Here is a 21,269-nt window from a genome sequence, read left to right as displayed (position 1 = left end):
ATTCACTGCTGTCATCCTCCGCGAAAGCGGATGATCCAGTAATCGCCGGCGTCAGCCGTTGTCAGATCATCTTGCCGACAGCCGTCGCCATCTCCGCTGCCGAGAAAGCTCGCAACGATTCGGTGCGGACGTTGCCGAGCGCGCCAAGGCTCAGGTTAAGCGACAGGGCGGAAGCCTCGTCCGGCGCTTCGAGGATTGTCACGATGTCATACCTTCCCTGCGTCCAGAAGATTTCTTTCACGGTCACTCCAAACGTCTTCGCCATTTGCTTGAAGGCATCTGCCCGCTTCGGAGAATCCTTGGCATTGCGGATTCCCTGGTCGGTGAAATTCGCAAGCACGACATAAGTTACCATGGTCATCCTCCCTGGTTAGGACCCTGTGCAACCCTGACATGAGGAAGTCGCGCTGCTTGCCGCAGCATGCAGCAGTGATTTGTATCATAATTGTCCCCGACATGGATGGCGCCTCTGCCCCTACTCGTTCCGCGCCACCGCCGTCAGCCGGTTCGTGTTCAGGAGCAAAATCCGGCCGCGCTGAAGGTCCAGAATGCCGTCCCTGCGCCAGAGCTGCAGCTGACGGTTGACGCTTTCGCGGGCGGCGCCGACGAAGACGCCGAGCTGCTCCTGCGAGATGCGAACTTCCGAGCCGAAATCGGATGCCAGCGCGCAGAGCCGTCGCGCCAGCCGAACCGGCAGCGGCTGCAGCACGGATTCCTCCATCCGTTCGCTCTGGCAGCGGATCCGCTGGCACAATAGCTGGATGATCTTGATCGCGACCTTCGGCTCGCGTTCGAGATGGCCCAGAAAATCCTCGCGCCGCAGCACGAACAATTCGGTGGGCTCGCCGGCGGTGGCATCGGCGGTGCATCTCTGGCCGTCGAGCACCGCGACCTCGCCAAAGAGATCGCCGGGACCCATGAAATTCAGGGTCAGGCGGCTGCCGTCGGAGGCGCCGGTCTCGATCCGGATCTGGCCGCGGCGGACCCCGAACAGGGCGTCGCCGGCATCGCCTTTCTGGAACAACAGCTCGCCCGAGCCGAGATGCTCGGTGTGGCAAAGGCCGGAGATCCGCGCCAGTTCGTCGGTTCCCAGGTCGGCGAACATCGGATTCATCTTCAGAATGACCGCAAATTCGGCCGCTTTGCTCATTGCAATGCCTTCCAGAGCTAATTCGTCAAAGGAGCGGTTCGCAAAATTCAGGCCGCCTTCGAAGTGTGTCATAAGTCACATAACTTTGCAGCACCCCTGGATGATGCGGGCGGCTTTGAGCCGTTTCCGCTTCCGGGATAAGCTCAAGCAAAGGCCGCTGCCTTGAGCGCCCGACCTGGCCTGATGCCGCGTGCCCGCTTTGGAAAGTCGTCATGAGAGCACTGAAAATCGCCGGCGCCGCCGTCGCTGCCGTCATCGTTATCGCAGCCCTGCTCCTGATCATCGGGATCCCCTCCGGCTTCCTGACTTCGGCGATCCGGGAGCGCGTCGAGCGCGAGACCGGGTACCAGTTGAACATTGCCGGCGCGACCAGGATCGGCCTTTGGCCGTCGCTGAACGTGACGCTGAACGACGTCACGCTCGAAGCGCCGAAGGACCGCGATACGTCCAGCCGCGTGACGGTCGGCAGCGTCCGGGCCGACATGACGTTGTCCAGCGTGTGGTCGGGCCATCCGCAGATCACTGAACTTGCGATCGCGCGCCCGGTGCTGTCGGTGCCGCTGCTGCGCGAACGCGTTCGGGAGCCCACGCCATCATCTCCCAGGCCGCCGACGTCCGCCGGCGAGTCCGGCGCCCATGCGCTCGCGATCGATCGGGTGACCGTCACCGACGGCGCGATCGAATTTTCCAACCTGCGCGACCGCTTCGACACCCGCATCGACGGCATCAACGCCGTCGCGTCTGTCGGCGCCGACCGCGACATCAAGGTCAACGGCAGTGCGCGCGCCGGCGAGCATCCGCTGAAATTCCAGATCAAGGCGACCGCGCCGGCTCCGCCGGTGGAGCGGCAGAACATACCGGTCGAACTTACGCTCGAGGCCGCCGGCCTGCTGCAGGCGCCGCTGACGGCCAAGGCCGAGGCCCGGCTCAACGGCACGGCGGTGATGATCAACGGCGTGACCGGGACGTTCGGCGACGGCGCGTTCAACGGCTGGGCCTCGGTCGATCTCGCCAGCAAGCCGCTGGTGAAACTCGATCTCGACTTCCAGCGGCTCGACGTCGCGACCGCCCAGACGCCGGCCGGTTCCGGCGCGCAGGGTTCGCAGGGTTCGCCGAATACACAGGCTTCATCGGAGCCGCATCCCTGGAGCAACGAAACCATCGACCTGAGGGGACTGAACTATGTCGACGTCCAGGCCAGGGTTTCCGCGGCCGAACTCAACATCGGCGAGGCGCATCTGGCGCCGGTCGCGATCGACTCGGCGCTGGCCCAAGGCGTCGCCCGGATCGCATTCTCCAATCTCGGCGCCTATGGCGGCCAGGCCAACGGCCAGTTGATCGTCGATGTGTCCGGCGGCAACCCGACCTATGCGCTGACCAGTGACCTCATCGGGGTGCGCGCGCTGCCGCTGCTGCGCAGCGTCGCCGATTTCGACAAGCTCGACGGCAAGCTGCAGGCGAAACTGGCGGTGCGTTCGGCGGGCTCCAGCCAGCGCGCTGTCATGTCGAACCTGTCCGGCACCGTATTCGCGGTGTTCAAGGACGGCGCCATCCGCGGCCTCAACGTCGTGCAGATGATCCGCTCGCTGGCTGCGAGCCCCCTGTCGGGATGGCCGGAGGCCAAGGAGCAGGCGACCGACCTGACCCAGTTGTCGGCCTCGTTCCGGATCGACAAGGGCCAGGCCACGACCAGCGATCTCAACCTGGTCGGACCGCTGGTGCGGGTGACCGGGACCGGCACGGTGGATCTGGCCGCGCAGACGCTGGCGTTCCAGGTCGAGCCGAAGCTCGTGATGACCACGGAAGGCCAGGGCCGCTCGTCCGATCCGGTCGGGCTCGGCATCCCCGTGATGATCGACGGCCCGTGGGCCGATCCGCGGATCTATCCGGATATCGCCGGGATAACGGACAATCCCGACGCCGCCTACGCCAAGCTCAAGGAAATGGGCAAGGGCCTGTTCGGCGGTGGCGGGCAGTCCGATCAACCGCTCGGCGGCACGCTCGGCGAGACCCTGGGCAACTTGCTGCAGCAGGGTCTTGGACAGAGCCGCAGCCTTCCGTCGCAGACCCAGCCTAACCCACCGCCCGCGCCGCAAAGCGACCCGCCCCCGCCGCCATCGCAGGACAGTCAGCCAATGAACGACCTGCTGCGGCAGCTGTTTAATCGGTGAACGCCGGCTGACGCGCACGTCAACCGGCACGGCCTGTTCACCCGGTTCGCTCCGCCTCGTGAGGGCTCCGGCGGCCGGGGTGAACAAGCCGCTCAACCCAAACTGTCGGGGATCATGCCGGTCCAAAGTGTCGACAATCATGCCGGTTGAACCTCTATCGATAGTCCGTAACCCCTCACCCGGATCGCATCTGGCGATGCGATCCGACCTCTCCCGCAAGGGGAGAGGTGGCACCGAGCGAATGGCGACGGATTTTCAAACAGCCGCTGCAGCACCCGTCATTGCGAGCGCCAGCGAAGCAATCCATGGAGCAGCAACAAAGAAAGCTGGATTGCTTTGTCGCTATCGCTCCTCGCAATGACGCCAATCCAGGCACACCTCCGCGATCTCGCGGCGCAGGCCCGAGTCATGCTGGGAACGTTCCGCCCCTGAAGAGATCAGAGGGCGTGGGGAATGCCGGGCGCCCGATGCACCCGCAGCCTCGTGTGCGCTAGGGTAGTAAGTATGCACACGAGTATTCACAGCGAGCCATCGGAAATCACCCGACATTCCCGCACGCAATGGTTTTAACAGTTTATATCGCGCTCTCCCCGGTGATCGGCTTTCTTGTCACCGTCATCTGCGGATCAACGCGTGTCCGCGCCCGGTCGGGCCGACATGCCACCGCAAACTTGACGCCGGCGTCGAGGCGTCAGGACCACACGACTTCACTGTCCGCATCAGCGCCGTTCGTCAGCCCGCCGCCGATCGCTCACAGACCGAAGTCCGCCCTGCCATCACGTGCGTGCCTAACGCTGCCGCGTCCACCGCATCCCACCCCGCGTCTCTGACGATCCGGATACGCCCCTCTGAGGGGTGGGACGGCGTGGATATATTCCAGGGGTACTGATTCGGTCAAGAGGAATTTCGGAAAATCGGAAGACGATAAAAGAGCCAGATCGCGGTCAGCCGGAGGTCTGCGGCATGATCGGGCCTGAGGTCGAAGCAGCCCGCAAGAGTAGGGCGGGCAAAATGCATGACGCCGCCACATGCAATACCGCTTGGTAAAATCAATACCTGGGTGGCGGGCGGCGGCTACCCAACGCTTGCGTGCATTAGCGTTACCATGCTACCACCGTTAGGGAGGAAGAATGCCTGTACTTGCCGATCACCGAATCGAGACCGTTCATCACTACGCACCGCTCCATTACTTGATCTTCATTGCGAGGTCGCGGTCGATATTGAGCAAGCCGTCCCTTCACAAAGCTGGCTTTACCACCCGCCATCTAAGATCTATGTCGCACGGACAGGACATAGCCCGAGGCTTCGGCAGTTACTCACATCTTACGATCGACGCCCGACCACGCATTTTGCGGGCAAAGCTGGCGGCAGGCTTTCCCCATATCGCGATTAACATTCCCGCATCCGAAATAGACGCTGTGCCGTTCAGCTTGTGCCGGTTCAACGTAGCAATGACGCGTCAATTGCGGCGCGGCGGCAAAGAGGGTTTCCCGGAATCCAGAACGAACGGCCGCTATTACGCAGGGCATCAGATTCCGATTGCCCGCACTGATGCTGATAAGTCCGCGATGCTTCAGAAACACCTTCACGAAAATACTATGATCGAAGTCCTCGTGCATGGCGATTTTAACTTGCCGGACGAAACATTCGTCTCCTGTTTTTCAGACGAAGATGCAAGCATCGCAAGACGGATGCTGAGTTCTCTTAAGTGTAAATGGAGAGTGACAGGGGAGAAGCCGCCGGGGCCATATCCACGTGACAATACGCACGTTGGTGCAGTGATCGACTTTATACAGAAAGCAGAAAGTGATCCGGATTGGCGTGGCAATGGTCTCGAATTCGATAGGCTAAAGCCAAAATGAAGCTTCTGCTTTTGCTCAGTGGCCCAGTAGCAGTTGGGAAATCGGGTGTAGCGAATACGCTTATCAAAAGCCATGGATTCACAAGCATCAAGTCCAGCACATATCTCCGCTCAAAAGCAGCATCCGATGGATTAAATGAGAGTCGAACAGTCTTACAAGAGGCGGGCGACAGACTTGACAGTGAAACCGACTTCAAATGGCTGATAGACGATGTCGCTGTACCCGCAAACCTGATCTTTGCTGCTCTCCCTGACACCGATCCTCTCCCACAAGCGGAGAGGTGACCTAAACGTACGGAAGCCGCTTGGTTCTCCAGCCCCCCTTCTGCTATCCATACCCGCATCACCCGCTCAGGACTTCCGATGCCCCTTCTCCCCCCGCTCGGCCCCTCGCGAAGCCTGCTCGCCCCCCTCACCGCAGCCCTGCTCTGCCTCGCCTGCTCCCCCGCGCTCGCCGCCGACGAGGCCGATGCGCCGAAGGGCGCGACGGTCACGGTGCTGACGGCGGCGAAGGCGTGCTTTGCGGCGATCGCCGAGGTTTCCGGCATCGTCATGGCGCGGGAAGAGACCATGGTGCGGCCGGAGCGGCCGGGCCTCAAGGTCGCGGAAATCCTGGCCGATGCCGGCGACACCGTTACGGCCGGGCAGACGCTGGCCCGGCTGACGCTGCCAGAAGGCGGCACGGTGCAGGTGCAGGCGCCGGTGGCCGGGCTGATCGCCTCCTCCTCGGCCGTGCTCGGCGCGATGGCCTCGGCCAAGGGCGAGGCGCTGTTTTCCATCATCGCGCGCAGCGAATTCGACCTGATCGGGCTGGTGCCGACCGAGGACCTGCCGAAACTCGCGGTCAACCAGCCGGCACGGATCAGGATCGTCGGCGCCGGCGAAGTCGACGGCACGGTGCGCCGGATCGCGCCGACGGTCGAGCCCAACAGCCAGCTCGGCCAGGTCATCATCGGCGTGACGACCAACCGGCGCCTGCTGGTGAATTCGTCGGGGCGCGCGATGATCAAGACCGGGCAAAGCTGCAACATCGCGGTGCCGCTCACCGCGGTGCTCTACGGCACCGCCGGCACCGTGGTCCAGGTGGTGCGGCGGCACCGGGTCGAGACGCGGCGGGTCGAGGTCGGGCTGATGTCCGGCGGCCAGATCGAAATCCGCGACGGCCTGGTCGAAGGCGACGTCGTGGTCGCCCGCGCCGGCGCGCTGCTGCGCGAAGGCGATCCGGTGCGGCCGGTGACGGCGAGCGCGGAGCCGAAGTAGCGGGGGGCGGTTTGCTGCGAGGTGAATTGCGGCGAGCTGCGCGGCCAATCGCGAGAGCGTCGCCCGCGGCTACCCCCCTCCCCGACCCTAGAGAGCGAGCTTCGCTCGTCTCGACCCCACAAGGGGGGAGGGAGCGAGAGAGCGCGGGGTGCGGAAGCGAGAGAGCGCGGGAGTGGATGTGCAGAGCGTAGTCTGCAGCGCGCTTGTCCAGGGACTGGTGAAACGCTCCCCGCGCGGCAACGGCAGTGAGCTCCCTCCCCCCTTGTGGGGGAGGGTTGGGGAGAGGGGTTCAGGTCTATCGATAGTCCGTAACCCCTCACCCGGATTGCATCTGACGATGCAATCCGACCTCTCCCACAAGGGGAGAGGTGGCACTGAACAAGTGGCGCCGGGCAATCTCAAAACTATCGGGTGGCCTACCCGCCGGCCTTTTCGTCGGTGCCGAAGCGGACGTCTTCCAAGAGCGAGGAGGAGACGGTGGGGACCTGCTCGCCGTCGGAGGCGCGGGAGATGGCGGTGCGGGTCTTGTTGAAGACAGCTTCGATCGCTGCCTGCTCTTTGACGTTGTTCAGCAGCTCGGTCACCAGCACGCTGGTCGCGCCGCTGGAATCGTCGGCGACCTTGCCCGGCGTCGCCGAGGTCAGGATCAGCGCGTTGTCGGGCGCGGTGATCGGGGCGAGGCCATGGGAGAAGGCGCGGAAGCGGCGCTCATAGGGGTTGCGCCTGGAGGCGTCGATGATGACGAGCTTGGCGCAGGCGCCCTGCTCCTTCATCACGTCGAGCACGGATTCAATGCTGACGCCCTCGCGCCGCACGTCGGCTTCCTTCCAGATGGCGGCGTCGACCGGGATCATGTAGCTCTCGCCGCCGGCCTGGATGCCGTAGCCGCCGAAGAACAGCATCACCACGGAATCCGGCCGCAGCTTGTCTTTCAGCCGGGCGACCGCGCGGGTGATGTCGTCCCGGCTGGCGTCCTCGATCACATCGACGTCGAAGCCGTGATGGCGCAGCGCCACCGTCAGCGCGCGGGCATCGTTGATCGGCTGGCCGAGCGGCGCGTTGGCGTCGGGATAATGGCCGTTACCGATCACCAGCGCGATCCGCGAGGCCGGCTTGCTTGCATCGGCGGTCTGCGCGGTCGCGACCGCCCTGGCGGCATCGAGCGATCGCTTGTTCAGCGCCGCATGGGCGCCGATCGCCAGCGACACCATGCCGATAAGAACCGCAGCGACGGCGATCGGGCGGCGGGAGATACTGAACTGCCTGACATTCATCGAAGGTCAATCCTGGTTCACTGTCAACGACGCGGACATTAGTCGCGCCTACGCTACTTAGGGTTTTGGGGGGCCCCGGTGGTTTGTCGTTCAATTATGCTCAAATTGCGGCATCGCAACAAAGGAAGCCTTAACCCGCCGGCGTCCGTCCGGCAACCCGGTTTGGCGAATGGCGCCCCGCAGGCCGGATTCATGATTTCTTTAGTAGTTAGGGACAGTTGGCCCAGCCGCCAGCGCCCCGATTGTTCCCTTTATTTCCTTTCGCCGCCGCCGTGATCCCCGTCCCATTTGTATTTCCCGGCTATCCGTGTAGTTTTTCAAGCACTTGCTGGTTATGGGGGAGCGGGCGGCCGCCGCGGGGGCGCGGTTCTGGCCGCCGGGGGAACGCGCGATCCCGTCGCGCGGAAAGACATTTCATGGGGTTTCAGTATTTTGCCGGCGCCGCCTGTAGCGCGCTGACGGCCCGCAAGGACGGCCCGTCGCTGTACGAGGTCTGCGATCCCCTGCTGCGCAGGCACCATGGCGGCGACCAGCATCTGGCCAAGTTTTATCGGACCGCGCTCGGCAATCCGGCGCTGCGCCCGCTGCTGCGCCGGACCGGGCTCGCCGAGCTCAACGACGCGTCGCGGCTGGAACGCCTGCGCGAGGCGCTGATTCATGCGCGCGACGACGAGGCTCCCGACTGGGCCGCGATCGGCCAGCCGGTGGCGGATCTCGTGGATACGATCGAGCTGTCGCATCCGCAGCCGAAGCCGGGTGAAGCGCCCGCGCGGCCGCCTGAGCCGGCCGAGATCGAAGCCGTGATCCGCCGCTGCGGTTCGCATCTGTTGCGCGCGTTCGGCGACAACGGCTTCATCCCGACCTATGCCGCGTTCAATTTGATCGGCGACGCCGACATGGGCGGCCGCGAACTCTTGATGGCGCTGACCGGGCTGAATTCGCGCGGCTACAAGAACTCGACTTTGCTGTTCAGCCTGGCGCGGGTGTTCATCGCGCGCTCGCCGGCCCGCGCGCTGATCAATCCGCCCTGGAAGGGGATCGCCGAGCCGATGTGGGAGCCGATGCAGATCCGGCATCGCTCGGCCTATTACGACGCGTTCTTCACCGAGGCGCTGCTGGGATTCATCGAAACCGGGCTGGCCTCGCCGGACCAGGCCGCGACATCGCGCCGCGCCATCGCGGAGATGGTCGAGTTTTGCCTGGTCACCAGCCGCGAAGAGGTGCGCGCGCAGGACGGCTCGGCGGTGCACGTGGTCACCGCGCTGGCGCCGCTGCCGCATCCCAGGTTTTCGCGCTTCTTTGCCCAGATCAAGCAGGACCTCGGCTTCGGCGTCTACGTGCCGGATTGCGACACCACGGCCTGCGCGTTTTCGGCGGCGACCCAGGCCGGCTCCGACGATCCGATCCTCGAGCAGCCGCTGCTGGATTTCTACGCCGGCTACCAGGTCCGCGGCGGCGTCAACGAGCCGCTGGTGACGGTGCCGCTCAACGACAACATCGACTACGAAGGCGGCGTCGCCACCTGGATCGACAACCTCGGCGGCGAGCGCCCGTTCGGCAACGACCTCGATCCGACGCTCAACCTCGATATCCTCGAGGTCAGTTTCCGCAACCTGGTGCGATGGAAGATCATCGAGACGCCGCAGCGGCTCGACACCGTGCATCGCATCATCGGCTTTCAGAAGCGGCTGGTGCTCAGCGGCGCGTTCAGCCTTCCCCGCTCGCACATCTATTATCTGCCGGAATTGTACTGCGCCTATTTCGGCCGCTGCTACGCCGCGTTCATCGCACTGCCGATAGCGGCGCAGCAGGCGATCGACCCCGACGGCGCGTTCGGCCTGATCCGCACGCGGGTGCTGGCCTATGTGCAGGACGAATTGATCACCGGCGAGATGAACGTGTTTGACGCCGCGCTGGCGCTGATCGCGCTCGGCCATCTCGGCGCGCCCGTCGCGAGCTTCACGCCGGCGCTGCATTGCATCGTCAGCCAGACCGGCGAAGGCGGCCGCCGCGGACCGTTCAAGGCCTATGAATGGAACAAGATGAAGACCCCGACGCGGATTTTGGTCGGCGGTCCCGAAGTCACCTCCGCCTTCGTGCTGATGGGCCTCGCCCTGGCGCGAAGGGCGATGACGCGAGGGATGGGGACGTAGCAACGGCTGCGTTTCCTTTACCCGAGAGCTCACCGCCGCTGCCGTGAGACTGGAGACATCCAGCGCCACTCCCCTCCTCCCGCGAGCGCAGCGAGTGGCGGGGAGGGGTCGGGGGTGGGGGGTCTGTCAGCGGGAATATCTGCTTCAGTATATGCCGCACCACCCCCACCCCCGACCCCTAAAAGCGAGCTTCGCTCGTCTCGACCCCACCGCTTCGCGGGGGGGGGGGGGGGGGACGGGAGAAGCAAAAGTTAGGTACGGACCGGATAGATTCCCGACATTTTAGACCGGGATGATTCCCGACAGGTTTCAGAATGCGCCGGAGGGAGGACCCTTCGATGCCATTTAGTGAGACCGGTCGGATGGAAGAGCGTATTCGGATGTTTTTGGAGTACGAGAGCGGGAACTGGAGCGTATCGGAGGTGTGCCGGCGCTACGGGATTTGCCGCGACACGTTTTACGAATGGCGCAAGCGGAAAGAGAGCGGCGATCCGGCCTGGTTTCAGGACCGCTCGCATGCGCCCTTGCAGTGTTGGCAGACCACGAACGGTGCGATTGCAGAGAAGGTGATCGCGGCGCGGCGGCGATTTCCGTATCTGGGGCCGCGCAAGCTGTTGGCGGTGCTTGATCGGGATGCCCCCGAGATCGCCTGGCCTGCCGCCTCGACGATCGGGGACATTCTCAAGCGCGCAGGCTTGGTCTCGCCGGTGAAGCGGCGCCGTCGCCCGCTCGACCAGCGGCGGCCCTGCACGCCGGTGACGAGCGCCAATGATGAGTGGAGTACGGACTTCAAGGGCTGGTTTCGCACCCGCGACCAGCGGCGGATCGATCCCTTGACGGTAGCAGACAGTCACAGCCGTTTTCTGATCGAACTCCGCATTGTCGCCCCCACTATTGAGGGCGTTCGCCCCTGTTTTGAACGGGCTTTCCGTGAGCATGGCCTGCCGCTTGCGATCCGCTGCGACAATGGTTCGCCGTTCGGCTCGCGTGGCCCGGGCGGTCTCACCCGGCTGTCGGCCTGGTGGATGAAGCTCGGCATCACACCGCACTTCATCCATCCCGCCTCGCCGCAGGAGAATGGCCGACACGAGCGCATGCACCGCACGCTGAAGGCACAGACCTCGGTCCCGCCAGCCAGCAACGCACCCGAGCAGCAGGCCCGCTTTGACATGTTCCGAAAGCATTACAACGAGGAACGTCCGCACGAAGCGCTGGACCAACGGCCGCCGGCAGAGTTCTACAGCCGCTCCCCGCGCACCATGCCGCCGCGCGCGGAAGATCCCTGGTACGACGCCGATCATCAGGTCCGTCGCGTCCGCGGCAACGGCGAGATCAAATGGAAAGGCGAGTTTGTATTCATCGGTGAAGCGCTGGTGGATGAACTTGTTGGCGTTGCTGAGCTCCAGACCGGTGACCACATCGTGCGCTTCTGCGATCTGGACATCGGCCTCATCGATCGCCGCGGCCTGTTCACCCGGTTCGCTCCGCTTCGTGAGCGGCTCCGCGACCCGGGTGAACAGGCCGCTCAACCCAAACTGTCGGGGATCATGCCGGTCCAAAGTGTCGACAATCATGCCGGTTGAACCTTATCGGCATCGCGTTAAGTTGAAAGCGGGCGCCGCGCCAAAGCGCTGGCGCTGTGGCCCAATCCGCACCACAATCCCTCGGCATGATGATACTACCTCACATTGAATGCGGCCGCTTTCTCATGTTCATGAAATTCCTGCTGGCGCTATTGGCGCTTCTGATGCCGGCCATTGCACAAGCCGCCGACATCACCGGCATCGCCAAGGTCCGCGAGGGCGACACCGTCCAGATCGGCAACAGCCGTATCCGGCTCGGCGGCATCGACGCGCCGTCGGTGGATCAGCTTTGCCTCAACACCAAGGGCGAGCGCTGGACCTGCGGCGTCGCCGCGCGCGACGAACTGATCAAGCACGCCGACAACAAGCCCTGGACCTGCCACGTCATCCGCACCGATCGCCGCGGCCGCGCGGTGGCGCGCTGCGAGGTCGACGGCGAGGACATCCAGAAATGGATGGTGAAGAACGGCTGGGCGCTGTCCTATGTGCGGTTCTCCCACGACTACGATGCCGACGAAAAAGCCGCGCGCGAGGCCAAGGCCGGGATGTGGCAGGGCGCCTTCATCGCGCCGTGGGACTGGCGCATCCGCAACAAGAAGACCGTCATTCTCGGTTTCGCCAAGCCGCCCGAGAACGCCCACGCCATCCTGCTGGCATCGGCGTCGGGACCGGTCGCGCCCTCACCCGACTGCACCATCAAGGGCAACGTCAATAGTTCGGGCGAATGCATCTATCACAAGCCGACCAGCCGCTGGTACGCGCAGATCAAGATGCAGATCAGCAAGGGCACGCGCTGGTTCTGCTCGGTCGACGAGGCCGAAGCGGCCGGCTGCCGCGAGACCAGACGATAGCCGCTTTTTCGATGTGCTAACTTCGCCAGTGAATCTGTGAGCATGGGGCGTCGTGGCCGACCTTGGAGAACAACTGCACTCCGCGCCGCCGCGCGATCGTTCGCGGCTGGAGCGGTTTTTGCTGCTGACGCTGTTGGTCGTCGGCATCTACACCGCCGGCGCCTATCTGCTGCTGCCGGCATTGTGGAGCCATTACGAACACCAGAAGGGCCTCGCGACGCTGCCGATGCTGACCTACACCGCGCAGGGCATTCCCGGCGATCCGATCAATGTCGGCATGGTCGGCGACAAAAGGGACGTGCTGTGCGCCATGCACGCCGCCGGCTGGTATCCCGCCGATCCGGTGACGCTTCGCTCCTCGATCGAAATCGTCGGCAGCGTGGTGCTGGACCGTCCCTATCGCGACGCGCCGGTCAGCAATCTCTATTATCGCGGCCGCCGCGAGGATCTCGCGTTCGAAAAGCCTGATGGCCGCAGCGCCGATCAGCGCCATCACGTCCGGTTCTGGCAGGCGCTCGACGAGGGCGAGGAAAAACGGCCGGTCTGGCTCGGCGCCGCGACCTTCGACCGCAGCGTCGGCGTCAGCCGCTATACCGGCGCCATCACCCACCATATCGATGCCGATATCGACGCCGAACGAAAACAGTTCGCCGCCGACCTCGAGGCCGCCGGAATGGTGGAGGCCAAATACCAGGTGACCGGCATCGGACCGACGGTGGCGGGGCGCAATGGCGGCGGCGATCTCTATTACACCGACGGCGAGGTGTGGATTCTGCGGCTGGTCGAGGCGTGCCAAAAGCGGACAACTCCGGCCGACGTACTCCCCAGTCCGCCCGCGACCGAGGTCAAGGATCAGATCTGGCAGGAAATCGCCGAGGCGCTGAGGAAATAGGCCGGCGCATGCCGTCATTCCGGGATGGTCCGAAAGGACCAGACCTCAGATGTGCAATTGCACATCGGGGAATCTCGAGATTCCGGGTTCGATGCCAACGGCGCCGCGCTGCGCGCGGACCCGTCGGCATCGCCCCGGAATGACGAAGACTTGGCTTGAATTTCCCGCCATTCCCCGGCATCCCTTCCCGGAGCCTATCCACAAGGAATAACGAAAATGGCCGTTCGCGCCGGCCGGGAATTCCTGGCAATCCCCGGACCCACCACCATGCCCGACGAGGTGCTGCGGGCGATGCACCGCCCGGCGCTCGACATCTATTCCGACCAGATGATCGAGATGACCGACAGCCTGTTGCGCGATCTCTCCAGATTGTTCGCGACCAAGGGTCACTCCTACATCTATATCGCCAATGGCCACGGCGCCTGGGAAGCGGTGCTCAGCAATGTGCTGTCGCGCGGCGACAAGATCCTGGTGCTGGAAAGCGGCCGGTTCGCGATCGGCTGGGGCCACGCCGCGACCGCGATGGGTGTCGAGGTCGAAGTGCTGAAGGGCGACTGGCGCCGCGCGATACGCCCCGCCGAAGTCGAGGCCCGGCTACGGCTGGACAAGGACCACACCATCAAGGCGATCCTTGCCGTGCAGGTCGATACGGCTTCCGGCGCCATCAACGACATCGAAGCGATCGGCAAGGCGATCAAGGCTTCGGGCCATCCGGCGCTGTTCATGGTCGATGCTGTGGCTTCGCTCGGCTGCATGCCGTTAGAGATGGATGCCTGGGGCATCGATGTCGCGATGTCCGGATCGCAGAAGGGCCTGATGGCGCCGCCCGGCCTCGGCTTCGTCGCCGCCAACGCGCGCGCCCGCGAAGTGCACAAGACGGCAGGACTGCGCACACCCTACTGGGACTGGAGCGAACGCGAAGGCGCCGAGCATTACCGAAAATATTCCGGTACCGCACCGGTGCATCTGTTGTTCGCGCTGCGCCAGGCGATCGACATGCTGTTCGATGAAAAACTCGAAAACGTATTCCTGCGCCATCGCCTGCTGGCCGAAGCGGTGCGGCGCGCGGTCGCGGTCTGGGCCGAGGGCCAGGTGCTCGGCTTCAACATCGCCGAACCCGCCGAACGGTCGAACACGGTCACGACCGTCGTCATGTCCAACGGCCACGATCCGGTGGCGCTGCATCGCTATTGCAAGGAGAAATGCGGCGTGGTGCTCGGCGTCGGGATCGGCGAACTGCAGGGCCAGGCGTTCCGGATCGCCCATATGGGCCACGTCAACGCGCCGATGATCCTGGGAACCCTCGGCGTCATCGAAGTCGCCCTCAATGCGCTCAATATCCCGCACGGCAAGGGCGGCATCGAGGCCGCTATCGATTGGCTAGGCGAGAGTGTGGGGGCGTAAGCAGTGCTTGTTCCCTTCTCCCCGTGTGGGAGAAGGTGGCAGCCGAAGGCTGCCGGATGAGGGGTTCTATCCGCGGGCTATTTGTCCGCTGAGCCAACCCCTCACCCCACTGAATTTGTGGTTGGCGCTTGTGATGCCCTCTCCCGCAAGGGGAGAGGGCGTTGCGACCGGCACCGCTTCCTTACATTCTTCTCTTATCGACTGGCTCGGCGAAAGTGTGGGGGCATAAGCAGTGCTTGTTCCCTTCTCCCCTTGCGGGAGAAGGTGGCAGCCGAAGGCTGCCGGATGAGGGGTTCTATCCGCGGGCTATTTGTCCGCTGAGCCAACCCCTCACCCCACTGAATTTGTGGTTGGCGCTTGTGATGCCCTCTCCCGCAAGGGGAGAGGGCATTGCGACTGGCACCGCTTCTTTACATTCTTCTCTTATCGACTGGCTCGGCGAAAATGTGGGGGCATAAGCAGTGCTTGTTCCCTTCTCCCCTTGCGGGAGAAGGTGGCAGCCGAAGGCTGCCGGATGAGGGGTTCTATCCGCGGGCTATTTGTCCGCTGAGCCAACCCCTCACCCCACTGAATTTGTGGTTGGCGCTTGTGATGCCCTCTCCCGCAAGGGGAGAGGGCGTTGCGACTGGCACCGCTTCTTTACATTCTTCTCTTGCTGGAGAATGTGGCAGGCTCAAGCGCATCAGACTTTAGGCGTGCCAGCCTTTTCGGCGCCGCTTTATTCGTGCATATTGATCCAGCGATAAATAAGAAGGCCGACAACGGCGCAAGTTTAGGGAGGAATTTGATTGGCGTCCGTTGATTTGCGCGGCCTGACCAGGCGATTTGGATCGTTGGCGGTCGTTGATGATGTCTCGCTGCGGATTGATCACGGGCAGCTGGTCTGCCTGTTAGGCCCCTCGGGCTGCGGCAAAACCACGACGCTGCGGCTGCTCGCCGGCTTCCTCGAGCCCTCCGACGGCGAGATCCATGTCGGCGACCGCCTGGTGTCGTCGAAAGCGCGCACCCTGCCGCCCGAACAGCGCAAGATGTCGATGATTTTCCAGAGCTACGCGCTGTGGCCGCACATGACGGTCGCGGAAAATATCGTTTACGGGCTTCGTTTGCGCAAAATCGACCGCGCGACCATCGCAAAAAAGCTCGACGTGATCCTGAAAGCCACAAAACTCGAAATCCTGGCGCAGCGCTATCCCGGCGAATTGTCCGGCGGACAGCAGCAGCGCGTGGCGCTGGCCCGCGCGCTGATCGTGGAACCGGAGACGCTGCTGCTCGACGAACCCTTGTCCAACCTCGACGCCAATCTGCGCGAGGAGATGCGTTTTGAAATTCGACGGCTGCATGACGAATACCGCTACACCACGGTTTACGTCACCCACGACCAGTCCGAGGCGATGACCACCGCCGACCTGATCGCGGTGATGAATTCGGGCAAGATCGATCAGCTCGGCACGCCCGAGGATATCTACGACCGGCCGCAATCGGAATTCGTCGCCCGCTTCATCGGCGCCAGCAATGTGATCAAGGGCACCGCCCGCGACGACAATCACGTCGCGTTTGCCGACGCGACCTTGCGGGTGGTGGGCGCGAAGCTCACACCGGGCCAGGATACGGCGGTGGCCATCCGCCAGCACGACATCCAGCTTTCAACGCAAGCGCCGCAAAACCGGGAGAACACCATCAAGGCCACCGTGACGCGCCAGGTCTTTCTCGGCGCCAGCCGCGACTACATGGTGGAAACGCCTGATGGTACGACCTTGCGCATCGTTACATCGACCGAGAGCCCGGTTCCCCGGGGCACCCAAGTCTGGCTCACTTTGCCGCCGGAACGCTGCCGCGCGCTGAGCCGATAGCAACAAACGAAGGAAGAGCACGCGATGCGGAGACAAGGACTTTCCAGACGCGACATTCTCAGGAGCTCGACCGCGCTTGCGCTCGGCACCGTGTTCGCGTCTCCGGTTCGCGCCGAGGCGCCGCCGGCCGAGGCAATCACGCCGCAACTGATCGAGGCGGCGAAGAAGGAAGGCAAGGTGGTCTGGTACACCGCGATCGATCTTGCGGTCGCGGAAAAAATCGCCGGCTCCTTCAAGGAGAAATTCGGCGGCGTCGAGGTCCGGGTCGAGCGGACCGGCGCCGAGCGGGTGTTTCAGCGCATCGGCCAGGAATACGCCAGCAATGTCCACGCGGTCGACGTCGTCAATTCGTCCGACGCCTCCCATTTGCTGACCTGGAAGAAGCAGGGCATGCTGCTGCCCTACGTGCCCGAGGACGTGGCGAAGCATTACAAGCCCGAGCACCGCGACGCCGACGGCACCTATGCCGGCTTTCGCGCCACGTTGAGCCCAATGGCCTACAACACCAAACTGGTGAAGGCCGAAGCGGCGCCGGCGAGCTTCAAGGAACTGCTCGACCCCAAATGGAAGGGCAAGATCGTCAAGGCGCACCCCGGCTACAGCGGAACGATCCTGACCGCGACGTTCGAGATGGTCCGCGACATCGGCTGGGATTTCTACGAGAATCTCGCCAAACAAAACATCATGCAGGTTCAGTCGGCGACCGACCCGCCGAAGAAGCTTTCGCTCGGCGAGCGCAGCGTGATGGCCGACGGTACCGAATACAATGTCTTCCTGCTCAAGGAATCCGGCCAGCCGGTCGAGACAATCTATCCTGCCGAGGGCACGCCTTTCATCATCGGTCCCAACGGCATCTTCAAGGCGGCGCCGAATCCCAACGCGGCAAAACTGTTCCAGAATTACTGCTTCAGCCCGGAAGCGCAGGCGATCGTGATCGAGGCCGGCGGCCTGCGCTCGCTGCATGCGCAGGTCAAGGAGAAGCCGGGCCGCAAGCCGCTCGCCGACATCAAGCTGATGCGGGAAGACGCCGAAGGCGCGGAAAAGCAGAGCGAACAGATCAAGGCGCGCTATCAGAAGATTTTTCATGTGTAATAGGCGAGCCGATAGGCGTTTCTCGTCGGGCGGCGTCATCCTTCGAGACGCGCGCGAGCCAGCGGCGCAATTGCGCCGCCGAGCGCGCCTCAGAGCGTGTGAAGGATTCGGACCTCATCCTGAGGAGCTTGCGAAGCAAGCGTCTCGAAGGATGGACGCAACGTGCGGACTCGCGGCCATCCTTCGAGACGCGGCCAGGTGGCCGCTCCTCAGGATGAGGTCCGGAGGTACTCACGGCGAGCTCCGGATCCTCATGGTGAGGAGCGCGGCGACGCCGCGCGTCTCGAACCATGAGCGGTAATGATTCCAATTCAACACAGACTCAGGGAGCCTGCACGATGCGAAAGACCATAAGCCGACGTGACCTGGTCAAAGGCTCGGCCGCGCTTGGGCTTACGGTATTCGCCGCCCCGCTGAAAGCCGCCGCGCCGGAGCCGACGGCGATCACGCCCGCGCTGATCGACGCGGCGCGCAAGGAAGGCAAGGTGATCCTGTATTCCGCGATGGACCTGCCGGTCGGCGAGAAGCTCGGCAAGGCCTTCGAGGCGAAATATCCGGATATCCAGGTGCAGGTCGAGCGCTCAGGCTCGGAACGGCTGTTTCAGCGGGTCGACCAGGAATTCGCGAGCAACATCCACGCCGCCGACGTGATCAACAGCTCTGACGCTTCGCACTTCATTACGTGGAAGAGAAACGGCTGGCTGGCGCCGTTCGTATCGGAGGATATCGCGCAGCATTTCATGCCGGAATATCGCGATCCCGACGGGATGTCCGCAACGTCCCGGATCTGGCTGTCATCGATTGCCTATAACACCAATCTCGTGAAGCCCGACGACGCCCCCAAAAGCTTCGCCGACCTGCTCGACCCCCGCTGGGCCGGCAAGATGGTCAAGGGCCATCCGGCCTATAGCGGCACCATCATGACGGCGACCTTCCAGTTGGTCCGCGAATTCGGCTGGGATTATCTGGAGAAGCTGTCGAAGCAGCGCGTGATGCAGGTGCAGTCGTCGACCGATCCACCGAAGAAGCTTTCGCTGGGCGAGCGCGCTGTCATGGCCGACGGCAACGATTACGGCATCGTGCTGCTGAAGGAAGCCGGCCAGCCGGTCGAACCGGTGTACCCGACGGAGGGAACACCGACGATCTCGGGTCCGACCGGCATATTCGTGAGCGCGCCGCATCCCAACGCCGCCCGGCTGTTCCAGGCCTGGCTGCACACCAGGGAGACCCAGCAATTCTTCATCGACTTCACGGCGCAGTATTCGGTGCATGCGCAGGTGCAGTCGAAACCGGGCCGCCGCAAGATCTCCGACATCAAGCTGATGAAAGAAGACGCCGCCGGCGTCGAGAAAATGACCGAAGAGATCAAGACCCGCTATGCCAAGCTGTTTCGGGTGTGAGCCTTGCTCGTCATTCCGGGATGGTCCAAAGGACCAGACCCGGAATCTCGAGATTCCGGGTTCGCACTTCGTGCGCCCCGGAATGACGACAACACCCGCGGCCAAGAAGCGAGTGTACTCGTCGATTGGACATCGAATGGCAGCCATCAGGCGTGCTCTGCCCTCTCCCCCCTTGTGGGGGAGAGCTGGAGAGGGGGGTAGCCGCGAATTCGGTGTGTGCGGCTCACCCCCCTCCCTAACCCTCCCCCACAAGGGGGGAGGGAACGCATCATCGGCGGGGGAAGGAGAACACCCCAAGCGGTGCGCGCAAAATCAAAGATTGAGAACAGCATGACCATCACGACCACCATCGACGGCACGCGCGGCAAGTTCGACTGGACCAAGCCGGTGCTGTGGCTGTTCGCGGCGTGTCTGATCGCGCTGATCGTACTGCCGCTGTCCTGGCTTGCGGTCTACAGCGTCACCGACAAGGCCAATCACCTGACGCTGCAGAATTTCGTCACGCTGTTCACCGATCCGGATTTCCTCGATCCGCTGATGACCACCGCCATCATCGCAACCACGTCCGCCTTCCTGTGCTGCCTGGTCGCGGCGCCGATGGGATGGCTGGTGTCGCGCACCGACATGCCGGGGCGGCAGTTCATCCGCGCGCTGGTCACCGCCTCGTTCGTGACGCCGCCGTTTCTCGGCGCCATCGCCTGGGAATTGCTGGCGGCGCCCAACAGCGGATTGCTCAATCAGCTGTTTCGGTTCGTGACCGGCGCCGAGTCGGACGAGCATCTGTTCAACATCTATTCGATGACCGGGATCATCTTTGTGATCTCCTGCTACACCTTCCCCTTCGTGTTCGTGCTGGTCGCCAATGCGCTCGACAATATGCCCGGCGAACTCGAAGACGCCTCCGCCATCCTCGGCGGCAAGGCCTGGACCACGGCGCGGCGCGTCACCATTCCCTTGGCGCTGCCGGCGCTGGTCGCCGGCGCCCTGATCGCGTTTCTGCAGGCCATGACCCTGTTCGGCTCCCCGGCCATCCTGGCACTGCCCGCCGGCTTCCACACCATGACCACAAAAATCTGGAGCCTGTTCCAGTACCCGCCGAAACTCGATCTGGCCGCCGCCGCCGCGGTGCCGCTTTTGGTTTTGACCATCCTGCTGCTGCAGGCACAGAAGTTCATTCTGGGCCGCCGCGGCTATTCGGTGGTCGGCGGCAAATATGGCGCGCCGCGCCGCGTCGAGATGGGCGGGTGGCGCTGGCCGGCGTTGGCGTTTTGCCTCGCGATCCTGCTCAGCCCGGTGTTCCTGCCGTATTTCGCACTCCTCAACGCCGCGTTCTCGCCGAACGCGACCACGCTGGTGACGCCGTCGACGTTGACGCTGCACAACGTCGTGTTCGTGTTCACCGAATTGTCCTCGACGCAACTCGCGCTCAAGAACACCGTGATCCTGGGCACCGCGACCGCGACCATCGGCACCCTGCTCGCGCTGGTCATTGCCTATGTCACCACGCGGCGCGTGATCGCAGGCTCGCGGATCCTCGGCTTTCTCGCCACCGCCCCGGTCGCCGTGCCCGGCATCGTGCTCGGCGTCGGGCTGTTCCTCAGCTACACCAGGCCGCCCTTCGTGCTCTACGGCACGCTCTGGATCCTCCTGATCGCGTTCCTGACCATCAATCTGCCGTCGGCCTATCAGCAATTGCAGGCGGCGTTCGCCACCATCCATCCCGAACTGGAGGACGCCAGCCGCATTCTCGGCGCGACGCGGCTGCAGTCGCTGCGCCAGATCACAGCCCCGCTGTTGCGCACCGGCGTGATTGCGACCTGGTGCTTCATCTTCATCGGCGTGATGCGCGAATTGTCGGCGGCGATCATACTGTTCACCTCGCAGACCAAGGTGCTGTCCGTGCTGATTTACGATCTCAACGAAAGCGGCGATCTCGCCGCGATTTCGGTGCTGGGTATCGCCATGCTGGTCATCACCTTCGCGGTGGTGCTCGCCGTCAACCAGATCCCGATGTTCGGCGCCAATACCGGGACAAGGTTGAGGAATTAGGCTAGCGCCGCCGTTCGTTCCTCATGGTGAGGAGCGCATCTTGCGCGTCTCGAACCATGAAGGCCGGAGCCCTCTCATCCTTCGAGACGCGCGCCAGCGCGCGCTCCTCAGGATGAGGTAATCGGGCTACCGCTCTGAAGAATCTCGTCATGCCCGGCCTTGTGCCGGGCATCCACGTCTTGACGGTGCAGCCCGCGGAAAAGACGTGGATGGCCGGGACATCTGCGCGAAGACGCGCTTCGCGCGCAGCCCGGCCATGACGAAATAATCCATTCGCAC

Annotated in this window: 15 protein-coding genes; 12 read left to right on the top strand and 3 right to left on the bottom strand. The window is 63.7% G+C overall.

Features of this window, described 5'->3' with window-relative positions; translation table 11 throughout:
• Positions 1-61 precede the first annotated feature (61 nt).
• On the bottom strand, positions 62-355 hold the full coding sequence (locus B5527_RS42975) for a GYD domain-containing protein (protein WP_079607933.1): 294 nt from the start codon (positions 353-355) through the stop codon (positions 62-64).
• 120 nt (positions 356-475) lie between these two features.
• A complete protein-coding gene (locus tag B5527_RS42970) occupies positions 476-1,150 on the bottom strand; it encodes a Crp/Fnr family transcriptional regulator (RefSeq protein WP_079607932.1) in 675 nt (224 codons plus the stop codon).
• A gap of 212 nt (positions 1,151-1,362) precedes the next feature.
• On the opposite strand from B5527_RS42970, the gene B5527_RS42965 reads away from it, so the two are divergent.
• The 3 genes from B5527_RS42965 to B5527_RS42950 all read left to right on the top strand — a co-directional run bounded on the left by B5527_RS42965 (position 1,363) and on the right by B5527_RS42950 (position 6,442).
• Positions 1,363-3,321 carry an AsmA family protein gene (locus tag B5527_RS42965; RefSeq protein ID WP_079606899.1) on the top strand — a complete coding sequence of 653 codons (1,959 nt, stop codon included), beginning with the start codon at positions 1,363-1,365 and terminating at the stop codon, positions 3,319-3,321.
• 1,130 nt (positions 3,322-4,451) lie between these two features.
• A complete protein-coding gene (locus tag B5527_RS42960; RefSeq protein ID WP_079606898.1) occupies positions 4,452-5,183 on the top strand; it encodes a hypothetical protein in 732 nt (243 codons plus the stop codon).
• Between the two features lie 362 nt (positions 5,184-5,545).
• Complete coding sequence (locus B5527_RS42950; protein ID WP_079606896.1) at positions 5,546-6,442, top strand: efflux RND transporter periplasmic adaptor subunit; 897 nt, start codon at positions 5,546-5,548, stop codon at positions 6,440-6,442.
• A 416-nt stretch (positions 6,443-6,858) separates the two neighbouring features.
• On the opposite strand, the gene B5527_RS42945 is transcribed toward B5527_RS42950, so the two are convergent.
• Positions 6,859-7,716 carry a caspase family protein gene (locus B5527_RS42945; RefSeq protein ID WP_079606895.1) on the bottom strand — a complete coding sequence of 286 codons (858 nt, stop codon included), beginning with the start codon at positions 7,714-7,716 and terminating at the stop codon, positions 6,859-6,861.
• A 416-nt stretch (positions 7,717-8,132) separates the two neighbouring features.
• Here B5527_RS42945 and B5527_RS42940 point away from each other — a divergent pair, with 416 nt between their 5' ends.
• The 9 genes from B5527_RS42940 to B5527_RS42900 all read left to right on the top strand — a co-directional run bounded on the left by B5527_RS42940 (position 8,133) and on the right by B5527_RS42900 (position 20,990).
• Positions 8,133-9,869 carry a hypothetical protein gene (locus B5527_RS42940; RefSeq protein WP_079606894.1) on the top strand — a complete coding sequence of 579 codons (1,737 nt, stop codon included), beginning with the start codon at positions 8,133-8,135 and terminating at the stop codon, positions 9,867-9,869.
• A 362-nt stretch (positions 9,870-10,231) separates the two neighbouring features.
• A complete protein-coding gene (locus B5527_RS42935) occupies positions 10,232-11,452 on the top strand; it encodes an integrase core domain-containing protein (protein ID WP_245332352.1) in 1,221 nt (406 codons plus the stop codon).
• Between the two features lie 125 nt (positions 11,453-11,577).
• A complete protein-coding gene (locus B5527_RS42930) occupies positions 11,578-12,303 on the top strand; it encodes a thermonuclease family protein (RefSeq protein WP_079606892.1) in 726 nt (241 codons plus the stop codon).
• A 52-nt stretch (positions 12,304-12,355) separates the two neighbouring features.
• The gene (locus tag B5527_RS42925; RefSeq protein WP_079606891.1) at positions 12,356-13,195 is read left to right on the top strand and encodes an LssY C-terminal domain-containing protein; all 840 of its coding nucleotides are present in this window, start codon (positions 12,356-12,358) and stop codon (positions 13,193-13,195) included.
• Between the two features lie 216 nt (positions 13,196-13,411).
• Positions 13,412-14,599 carry a pyridoxal-phosphate-dependent aminotransferase family protein gene (locus B5527_RS42920; protein ID WP_079606890.1) on the top strand — a complete coding sequence of 396 codons (1,188 nt, stop codon included), beginning with the start codon at positions 13,412-13,414 and terminating at the stop codon, positions 14,597-14,599.
• Between the two features lie 788 nt (positions 14,600-15,387).
• A complete protein-coding gene (locus tag B5527_RS42915; protein WP_079606889.1) occupies positions 15,388-16,449 on the top strand; it encodes an ABC transporter ATP-binding protein in 1,062 nt (353 codons plus the stop codon).
• A 24-nt stretch (positions 16,450-16,473) separates the two neighbouring features.
• Positions 16,474-17,541: an extracellular solute-binding protein gene (locus tag B5527_RS42910; RefSeq protein ID WP_079606888.1), complete on the top strand. Its 1,068-nt coding sequence runs from the start codon at positions 16,474-16,476 to the stop codon at positions 17,539-17,541.
• A 338-nt stretch (positions 17,542-17,879) separates the two neighbouring features.
• Entirely contained in the window at positions 17,880-18,941 is a 1,062-nt protein-coding gene (locus B5527_RS42905; protein WP_079606887.1) for an ABC transporter substrate-binding protein, read from the top strand.
• A 330-nt stretch (positions 18,942-19,271) separates the two neighbouring features.
• Positions 19,272-20,990: an ABC transporter permease gene (locus tag B5527_RS42900; protein WP_079606886.1), complete on the top strand. Its 1,719-nt coding sequence runs from the start codon at positions 19,272-19,274 to the stop codon at positions 20,988-20,990.
• Positions 20,991-21,269 lie beyond the last annotated feature (279 nt).

This window comes from Bradyrhizobium erythrophlei (genome assembly GCF_900129425.1).
GTDB classification, from domain to species: Bacteria; Pseudomonadota; Alphaproteobacteria; order Rhizobiales; family Xanthobacteraceae; genus Bradyrhizobium; species Bradyrhizobium erythrophlei_C.
This window is presented reverse-complemented; position numbering and strand designations above follow the sequence as displayed.